Source organism: Weissella sp. DD23, from assembly GCF_001579105.1.
Taxonomy (GTDB): Bacteria; Bacillota; Bacilli; order Lactobacillales; family Lactobacillaceae; genus Weissella; species Weissella cibaria.
In genome coordinates, this window is sequence record NZ_KQ970398.1 from 12685 (window position 1) to 21086 (window position 8402).

Annotated in this window: 6 protein-coding genes; all 6 read right to left on the bottom strand. The window is 47.1% G+C overall.

The genetic code is table 11. From position 1 onward, the window contains the following. Positions 1-98: 98 nt before the first annotated feature. Positions 99-665 (bottom strand): aminoacyl-tRNA hydrolase, encoded by a 567-nt coding sequence (pth, locus tag WEIDD23_RS10430; RefSeq protein ID WP_010373887.1) that lies wholly within the window; start codon positions 663-665, stop codon positions 99-101. Positions 666-866: 201 nt separating this feature from the next. Then, positions 867-2546 (bottom strand): glycoside hydrolase family 13 protein, encoded by a 1680-nt coding sequence (locus WEIDD23_RS10435; RefSeq protein WP_010373890.1) that lies wholly within the window; start codon positions 2544-2546, stop codon positions 867-869. A 12-nt stretch (positions 2547-2558) separates the two neighbouring features. After that, positions 2559-4970, bottom strand: a complete 2412-nt coding sequence (locus tag WEIDD23_RS10440; protein WP_062358971.1) for a glycogen/starch/alpha-glucan phosphorylase — start codon at positions 4968-4970, stop codon at positions 2559-2561. A gap of 18 nt (positions 4971-4988) precedes the next feature. After that, complete coding sequence (glgA, locus tag WEIDD23_RS10445; protein WP_062358972.1) at positions 4989-6419, bottom strand: glycogen synthase GlgA; 1431 nt, start codon at positions 6417-6419, stop codon at positions 4989-4991. After that, entirely contained in the window at positions 6419-7543 is a 1125-nt protein-coding gene (gene glgD, locus WEIDD23_RS10450; RefSeq protein WP_010373896.1) for a glucose-1-phosphate adenylyltransferase subunit GlgD, read from the bottom strand. Before glgD ends, glgA begins: the two co-directional genes overlap by 1 nt. Further along, positions 7536-8402, bottom strand: an 867-nt coding sequence (locus WEIDD23_RS10455; RefSeq protein WP_062358973.1) for a sugar phosphate nucleotidyltransferase, incomplete at its 5' end; no start/stop codon positions are given. The genes glgD and WEIDD23_RS10455, both read right to left, overlap by 8 nt.

Consider the following 8402-nt stretch of genomic DNA (forward strand, 5'->3'; position numbering starts at 1 on the left):
CGGTCATCAAATGACGACCACCTTTTTTCAGTCCAGCTGCTAATGTTTGAAAATCATTATCTTGCTGGAGTAACCCTGCTAATTCCATCGTTGCTCCTTTAGTTAAACTTGTTCATTAAAGTTGGCATATCGCTACCTGACGCAAAGGCTTCAAAAATATCCAACGCCTTATCGATACCGCCAAGCATCTCTGGTTCTTCATCCTTGCCAAACTTTCCCAACACAAAATCAACCACCGCCTTTTGTGTATGGGCTGGGTGACCCACCCCAAACTTCAAGCGATTAAATGTTTGGGTATCAAGGTGTTGGGCGATACTCTTAATCCCGTTGTGACCACCCGCTGAACCCTTCTGGCGCAAGCGCAAACGACCAAGTTCCATATCCATATCATCTTGCACAACCAACAAATCTGGAATATCCAAATCATAGTAGTCCATTAATGGACGGACAGCGCGACCTGAATCATTCATGTAGGTTGTTGGCTTAACCAACAACACTTTTTCGCCGGCAATCCGAACATCCGCAACGAACGCATTGTGGGCACCATCTTGCTTGAAGGTTGCATTGTGCTTATCTGCCAAAGCATCTACCGTCATAAACCCGATATTGTGACGCGTCCGGTCGTATTCTTTACCAATGTTTCCTAATCCAACAATCATCTTCATGAGGGGCTATTCTCCTATTTCAATTCCGCGCATTAACGCACGAAAGGGGCAGAGTCGCAATGACCCTACCCTGTTACATTTCTTATTTACTTCATCTATTTTATCGCACTTTCAACTATTGGTCACTTTTCGTGCATTTTTTATAAGAAAACAGCTAGGCCACACGTGTCTTCATCGTGCGACCTAGCTGTTTCATTTTTTCTAATGCTTAATAATTGATAGCCCCGTTTTGCGGTTAAATTGGAGCATTTCGTGTTCGCTATCCTTGTGATAGGCGTAAATCAAGGTATCTGGATCAATGGCGTGGCATTCAAACCAATCCGATTGCTGCCACCACGGTTGCCGCGACTGGAGTAACCGTTGGAAATGATTGAAAATTTCCCCACGCGGTTGGTCCCACGGGAAGTACGCCCGGTTATCCGGGTCCTTACCGCCGGCCATCCCCATTTCATCACCATAATAAACGCACGGCACACCAGGCATCGTCAGCCATAACTCAATAGCCCGCTTCGTCAATTCCTCATCTTCGTTCATTTCAGTAAACAAACGACGGGTATCGTGTGTCCCCATGTTCGTAAATGCGCCGAAAAAGGCGGACTTGGGATAATTTGACTCTAACGTCATAATCATCGTTGTGAAAACCTTGGCATCAATTTCACCCAGCATAAAATCCAAAATTAAATTTCGTAATGGATAATGCATCGTTGCTTGCAGACCACCACCGAGCAAATACTTACGGCGCTGATTGTAGGCGACTTTGTTAGATGCATCTTCCCAGACTTCACCAATTAGGATTTGGTTCGTTGACAGTTGGTCACGAATTCCCGCGATAAAATCATCTGGCAATTCATCCGCGACGTCCAAGCGCCAGCCATCAACACCAAATTTATTCCAGTGGTTAATAACTGAATCGTCATCGGCATAAATGAAATTCCGGAAACTTGTCTCGCCTTTATTCACAACTGGCAAATCCTTCACGCCCCACCACGAATTGTATTCATCGGGGAACTTTTCAAAATCAAACCAGTGAAAATACTTCGACGTTGGTCCTTGATAGGCCCCCGGTTCAACAAAGTAGCCATCTTTGTTAAAGTAACGTGAAAATTGCCCAACGTGATTAAAGACACCATCTAAGATAACGTGCATATCGCGCTTATGGATTTCATCCAGCAAATACTTGAAGTCGTCTTCCGTCCCCAAAATTGGATCTAAGGCCATGTAATCCGAGGTGTCATACCGATGATTTGAATTGGCCGCAAAAATTGGGCTTAGATAAATCGCTGTACAACCCAGTTCCTGGATGTAATCCAACTTGTCCGCAATCCCACGGAAATTACCACCGAAAAATTCCCAACGAGCAATCTCACCTGCCTTGTCACGCACATAAAATGGCCGATCATGCAAATCAGCATAGACAAAGGTGTTTGGTTTTGGGCTGTTAATATGATGGTCCGCATTACCGTTATTAAAGCGATCGACGAAGATGTGATAAAACTTCGCAGTCGCATACCAGTCCGGCAACTCCTCCATCTCGGCTAAGACCGTAATTTGAAAATCCGGAATTGATGAATAGGTCATCTCATAACGTTGCGCTTCACCACCCAAATTATTACCTTGGGCGGCTAACCAGTATTGGTCATATCCTGAAATGACTTCAAAGCGGTAATACAACAATCCCGCATGCGCAGCTGAAATCGAAATCGACCAATTATCATCAGTCGTTTGTTCCAAATCATGCCACGTCACCTTACCAGTCTCGTCATCATAAACCCGCAATCGTACTTCATCCGCTTTACCTGCCGTTTGCAGGGTGACCGTCTCGCCAACAACAACGGCACCATATGGATCACGGTGGGAAATGAAAAATGAATTAAATTCCATTTAAGCCACCCCTTACTTGCTTTCTTGTTGCGCTAATAGGTTGTGAGGCACATGCCAAATTTCATCGGCATACGCCGCAACAGTATAGTCCGCTGAGAATTCCCCACTGGCTGCAATATTCGCCAATGACTTACGTGTCCAAGCATGTTGGTTTTGATAATCTTGGCCAAGACGAGCTTGTGTATCCACGTATGATTCATAATCGCCTAAGACAAAGTACTCATCGTTATCACGAATCAAAGAATCAAAGACGGCTTGCCCCTCTTCTTTCACATTTGGCACTGTACCATCAATCAAGGCATCCAGCACGCGGTGCAACTTTGGATTGTTTTGGTAAATATCCCAAGCAGAATAATCATGTTGCTCATAGTGCTTGTACACCGTGTCCGTATCCATGCCAAAGGCATATGCATTTTCAGCGCCAGCAGCATGAATAATATCAATGTTCGCCCCATCCATCGTCGCCAATTGCAAAGCGCCGTTCGCCATCAACTTCATGTTTGATGTACCGGATGCTTCCTTACCAGCCGTTGAAATTTGTTCTGACACATCAGCGGCCGGAATAATCAATTCTGCTAGCGACACGCCATAATTTGGAATGAAAACCACTTGCATCTTATCATTCACGGCTGGGTCATTATTCACCATATTCGCGACTTCATTAATCACCTTAATGATTTGCTTGGCATAGTGGTACGACGGTGCAGCCTTCGCGGCAAAAATATGAACACGTGGCGCCACATAGGCATTGGCATCATGCTTCAACGCCAAGTAATCCGTCAAAATACCGAGCAAATGTAGCAACTGACGCTTGTAGGCGTGCAGGCGTTTGATTTGCACATCGAAGATTGCATCAACGTTAATGTCGATACCCATGTTATGTGATACCCAATCGGCTAAGCGTTGCTTATTTTGCCGCTTCACGACTGCCAATTCACGCAAGAACGCTTCGTCCATATTGAAATCACGTAACTTCGTAATGTCCTTAAGCAACTTGCGCCAATCGCGTCCAATCTTCGTATCAATCAGCGCCGACAACGACTCATTGGCCGCATGCATGTAACGACGGTGCGTAATCCCGTTCGTTTTATTTGAGAACTTAGCTGGCCATAAAATGTAGAAATCATGTAACACCTTGTCTTGCAACAGTTGACTATGCAACGGCGCCACCCCATTGATGGCGTGTGATCCAATGGCTGCCAAACGCGCCATGTGCACTTGACCGTCTTGCAGCGGTGATGTGCGCCAGGCAAAATCTTCCCCATGTTCACTCGCTACGCTCACCCGGTGGCGGCGATCAATTTCTTGAATCAACTGGAACAAGCGCGGCAATTCTTGCGCGAATAAATCTTGTGACCAACGTTCCAAAGCTTCCGCTAGCAACGTGTGGTTCGTATAACTAACCGTGCGGGTGGTGATACCCCAGGCTTCTTCCCAGCCAAGACCGTGTTCATCCAACAAAATGCGCATCATTTCTGGAATGACCACCGTTGGATGGGTGTCATTGATGTGAATGGCCACTTGGAATGGCAACGCATGCAATGAATAACCATCCGCTAAGTGGTGCTTAATAATATTTTGAACACCAGCTGAACTAAAGAAGTACTCCTGACGTAAACGCAAGCGACGACCTTCTTCATTGGAATCATCGGGATACAATTCACCCGAAATACTTTCAATAACGCTACGTTCAGAAACGGAAGCTTTCACCCCTTCCGGCACTTCAGCTGACCACAGCCGGAGCGTGTTCACGACATCGTTATCAGCACCGACCATCCCTGTATCATACGGCACAGCTAATACGTCTAACCCGCCATCATAGACTGGTCGCAAGCCATCTGGCGTATCTTGCAAGTAAACATTACCGCCATAATGGACGACTTGTGCCTCATCATCTTGGCGAACTTCCCAAACATCATCATTTTTAAGCCAATCATCGGGATACTCGACTTGATAGCCATTAATAAAGGCTTGGCGGAACAATCCATAGCGGTACCGAATGCCGTTACCATTACCAGCCAGCGCAATACTTGGCATCGCATCCATGAAGTCAGAAGCCAATCGACCCAAACCACCATTACCAAGTCCTTGATCAACTTCCGCTTCCATCACGGCATTGAAGTCAACATCTAACTCCGCCATCATCTGCTCTGTATCAGCTAGCAACCCCAGGTTAAGCAGGTTCGCACGCAAATAGCGACCTGGCAAAAATTCAATTGAGAAATAATAAACCTGCTTGGCGCCCGTGTCGCGGTAATCTTCCTTAGTCCGACGCCACTTTGTTGCAATCTTTTGCTTGACCACGGCTGCCAACGCTTGATAGCGCTGCAAATCAGTCGCATCCGCCAAGCTAACCGCAAAGTGTGCTTCAAGCGAGTCTAAAAATTCCTGCTTTAATTGTGTTACCGTATCGTTTTGTTGCATCCTGCCACCTCATTATCTTTATAGTTGTTCGTAGAGTGCGTGATAGGCTTCTGCTGAACGTGTCCACGACACATCCACACCCATCGCTTGTTCTTGCAATTGGCGCCAAACTGCTGGCTTGTGCAAGAACGTTTGTTGCGCGTAATCCATCATCCAACCAAGGGTGCCGGCATCAAATTGCTTGAAGCCGAACCCATTTCCTTCTCCCGTGACTTCGTTATACGGCTCGACAGTGTCGCATAGCCCACCAACTTGGTGCACCAATGGTAGTGTCCCGTACAATTGCGCCATCATTTGCGAAATACCACATGGCTCGAACGCACTTGGCATCAAGAACATGTCTGCCCCCGCATATAGTCGTTGGGCCAAATGCACATCAAAATCAATGATGACCCGCAATTGGGTTGGGTACTGCGCTGCCAAATGGGTCAATTGTCCTTCCAATTCTGGAATGCCTGTTCCCAAAATAATAATTTGTGCATCGTGGGTCGCCATAAAGTATGGCAATGCTTCAGCCAGCAAATGCACACCCTTTTGTGGCGTTAAGCGTGACACCATAACCATCAATGGTCCCGCCGCATCTGGTAGTGAAAACTCTTCGCGCAACGCTTGTTTATCAGCTTCTTTGCCACTCAAATCATCGCGTGAGAACTTCACTGGCACATCCGGATCGGTCTCTGGATTATAACGATCTGTGTCTACCCCATTAACAATTCCTGATAGTTTGTCCTCGTATAACCGCAAGATTGGATCAAGACGCTCACCAAATTCGGCGGTCTTAATTTCTTCAGCATACGTTGGACTAACCGTGTTAATGCGGTCCGCAAAAACCATCCCCGTCTTCAACCAATTACTACCGTCACCAAACCGGGCTTCACCACTGCTGTACATGTTCCAATCCAAATCAAAGAACGTTTGCAACGTGTCTGCTGCATAAGCACCTTGGAATTGCATGTTGTGAATCGTCAGCAATGTCTTAATGTTGGCCAACGGTTGTTGCCAGTTATAACGTGTCTTTAACAACGCTGGAATCATTGACGTATGCCAATCATTCACATGCAAGACATCCGGAATAAAGTCAATCTCTTGCATCATCTCAATAACCGCTAGTTGGAAGAACGCAAATCGTTCCCCATCATTCCAGTGGTCATATAACTTTTTACCTGAGAAATATGAACGATTATCGATGAAATAGTAAATCACACCGTTTAATCGCATTGTCTTCACACCTGCGTATTCTTCGTGATGATTAATCCACACGGTGAACCAACGCAAATCCATCAATTGGTCACGGTACTCATCTGGAAAGATATCGTGATAGAACGGCGCGACAACACGCACATCGTCACCTTGCTTATTTAAGGCATTCGGCAACGCCCCGGCCACATCGCCTAAGCCACCCGTCTTGTAAAATGGCACCACTTCACTTGCTGCAAACAGTGTCTTCATTAGTTCAGTACCTCTTCACGCTTGGCGCGCACCACAGCATCCTTGCCAACCACAATTGGCATCTCTGGTGTCCCATGGAGCACAACACCTGGTTCGATAATGGCATCCTTGTCCATGATGACGTAATCCAAGTCGGCACCAGCGCCGATTTGACCACCTTGCAAAATGACCGAGTGGCGTACCTTGGCATCCTCAGCAACGGTTACTGTCCGGAAAACGACCGAGTCTTGTACCGTACCAGCAAACGAACCACCCGTTCCAAACAATGAACGATGCGTGGCCGCCGTGTGTTCAAAGCGGGCTGGCGCTTCATTCTTCGCCTTAGTGTGAACTGGTCGTTCCATCAACAGGCTGTAGTAGTTTTCGTAGTCTAACAAGGCTTGATTCGCTTCAAAATAGCTTTTGACATCATGCACTGGCAAGTGAATGCCTTCGTGAACAACCACGTTTGCGCCAAAGTCGTTCATCATACGACGAATAATGGCTTGCACGTTCTTACCCGTGGCATGCTCCAACTCGCGGTCGCAAGCGATGGTCAAGATATCCGCATTAACCACACTGGCTTGCAAGTACACCAATACTTGTTCACCCTTAACGTGGCGAATACGCTCCGCTGGCACTAAATCACGTGCTAAGCCATTGTCGGTCAATTCCAACACCAGCATTCCTGGCAACAACTTTTCCGTCGCCATCCACGTCGCAATCACCGTGACCGGTTGTTCCTGTTCACGGTGACTCGCCACCATTTGCGACAAGTCCAAATTTGCAACTTCTGACGTGCCCATAATTGCCGTGTATGGTGTCTTGGCATGGGTCACAAACCGGTGCATGTCCTTTAACAACGCCCGGTTCTCCTGGAACGTCATGAACAAACCACCGCCCAAGCGATCCATTTGCCATTCCCGACCAGTGCGCACGTGGTCCAAAATTGATTGGCAACGTGCGGGCATTGCCATCATCGTCTTGGTCACCCCAGCGTTACTGGCAGCTGACAATGGAAAATCAATCAATCGGAACTTGGCCCCAAATGGCATGCTGCCGAGTGGTCGGTCAATCGTTAATTGCCCCAACGTGTGGCTTTGCGACTCATTCAAATCTAAAATGACACTCAATTCATTACGCATTCGTCAATACTCCCTCGTTTACAGTCGTTTGGTTGTAATACTCACCGCAACCAACCACGGCGATATCATCCGGCGTACCAACAATGACCGCGCCTGGCGCAATTTCAGCATCTTCACCCACAATCGCGTATGACACTGCTGCTCCTGCGCCAACCTTCGCACCTGGCATGACGACACTGTGATCGACGATGGCATGCTCTTCCACCGTTACCCCCGTTGAAATCAAACTGTGCGAGACACGCCCACCAACATAGACCGCATCAACCATTAAACTATCGTGAATCTGCGCTTCTTGCGCCACGTACATTGGATTTTGGTTTGTTGTGTGTGAATAGATTCGCCAGTGACGGTCAGCAAGTTGCAATTCATTGTGCTTATCAAGCAATTCCATGTTGGCTTGCCACAATGATTGAATCGTACCAACGTCGCGCCAGTAATCTTTAAAGGCATAGGCGTACACGTTTTCGTTGTTCGCCAAGTACGCCGGAATGACGTTCTTACCAAAATCAACCATGTCGTTGCCACCTTCAAAACCGGCTACCAAATATTCGCGTAACTTGCGCCAGTTGAAGACGTAAATTCCCATCGATGCCAAGTTCGACTTTGGTTGCGCTGGCTTTTCCTCAAATTCCAAAATCTTATGGTCGTTATCCGTGTTCATAATGCCGAAACGCGATGCTTCGTCCATTGGCACTGGCATCACTGACACTGTTAAGTCAGCGTGGTTTGCCTTGTGTGCTTCCAACATCTTTGTGTAGTCCATCTTGTAAATATGGTCGCCGGACAAAATCATAACGTACTCCGGATCCTGACGATCGATGTAGGCCATGTTTTGGTAAATCGCGTGAGCCGTTCCTTC

Coding starts and splice junctions, on each gene's coding strand:
- pth (WP_010373887.1), bottom strand. CDS start 665: ATGAAGATGATTGTTGGATTAGGAAACATTGGTAAAGAATACGACCGG.
- WEIDD23_RS10435 (WP_010373890.1), bottom strand. CDS start 2,546: ATGGAATTTAATTCATTTTTCATTTCCCACCGTGATCCATATGGTGCC.
- WEIDD23_RS10440 (WP_062358971.1), bottom strand. CDS start 4,970: ATGCAACAAAACGATACGGTAACACAATTAAAGCAGGAATTTTTAGAC.
- glgA (WP_062358972.1), bottom strand. CDS start 6,419: ATGAAGACACTGTTTGCAGCAAGTGAAGTGGTGCCATTTTACAAGACG.
- glgD (WP_010373896.1), bottom strand. CDS start 7,543: ATGCGTAATGAATTGAGTGTCATTTTAGATTTGAATGAGTCGCAAAGC.